General features: G+C 43.3%; 1 protein-coding gene. It reads right to left on the bottom strand.

Going from position 1 to position 566, the window contains the following annotated elements:
* Window positions 1–272 precede the first annotated feature (272 nt).
* On the bottom strand, window positions 273–566 hold a 294-nt coding region (locus GRP75_RS28910; protein ID WP_202404372.1), incomplete at its 5' end, for a Beta-galactosidase C-terminal domain.

Raw genomic sequence — 566 nt, 5'->3', positions numbered from 1 at the left:
CTCAAGCATTGCATCACCCATCTCAATTTACTGTGATTATATTACAATTAGTTTACTTGTATTCTTTGAAGGAGTCAATAAACTTGTATTAAATTATTAATTTTGTATTAAATGCCGATCATGTCCGATTTCTCTGGTTCAAGAACCCATAGGAAAGACAGCGATTTTTGAGCGGAACCCTGTATACAAATGCAACACGTTATTCCTTTGCTTTATGCAATAAAAAGCCGCTGATCTTCGGATTAAGATCAGCGGCTGATGCTCTCTTCATTTTAAACTTTCTTTAATACCCATACTCCATACGGTTCCAATGGTACGGTACCAGTAAGCCTCCTACCGGAAAGGAGTTCCTCCGTCTCAACACTCAGTTTAACCTGAGCCGTTTCTCCGCTGTAATTCAGTAGAAATACCAGCTCTTCTTGTACATCCGCACGAATAGCGACTTCTACCGTCGAAGGAGCTTTGCACCACCCCGCAAGCGGAGATGTCACCGGCAGCTGTCTTAGGAGCTCAGCCGCTAATGCTAGGTCAAAAGCTGCACCCCAATAGTAGACCAGTCCCTTGCC

Source organism: Paenibacillus sp. OT2-17 (assembly GCF_009827695.1).
Taxonomy (GTDB): Bacteria; Bacillota; Bacilli; order Paenibacillales; family Paenibacillaceae; genus Paenibacillus; species Paenibacillus polymyxa_B.
Note: the sequence above shows the minus strand (reverse complement) of the source record. Positions and strands in the feature narration are given on the sequence as shown.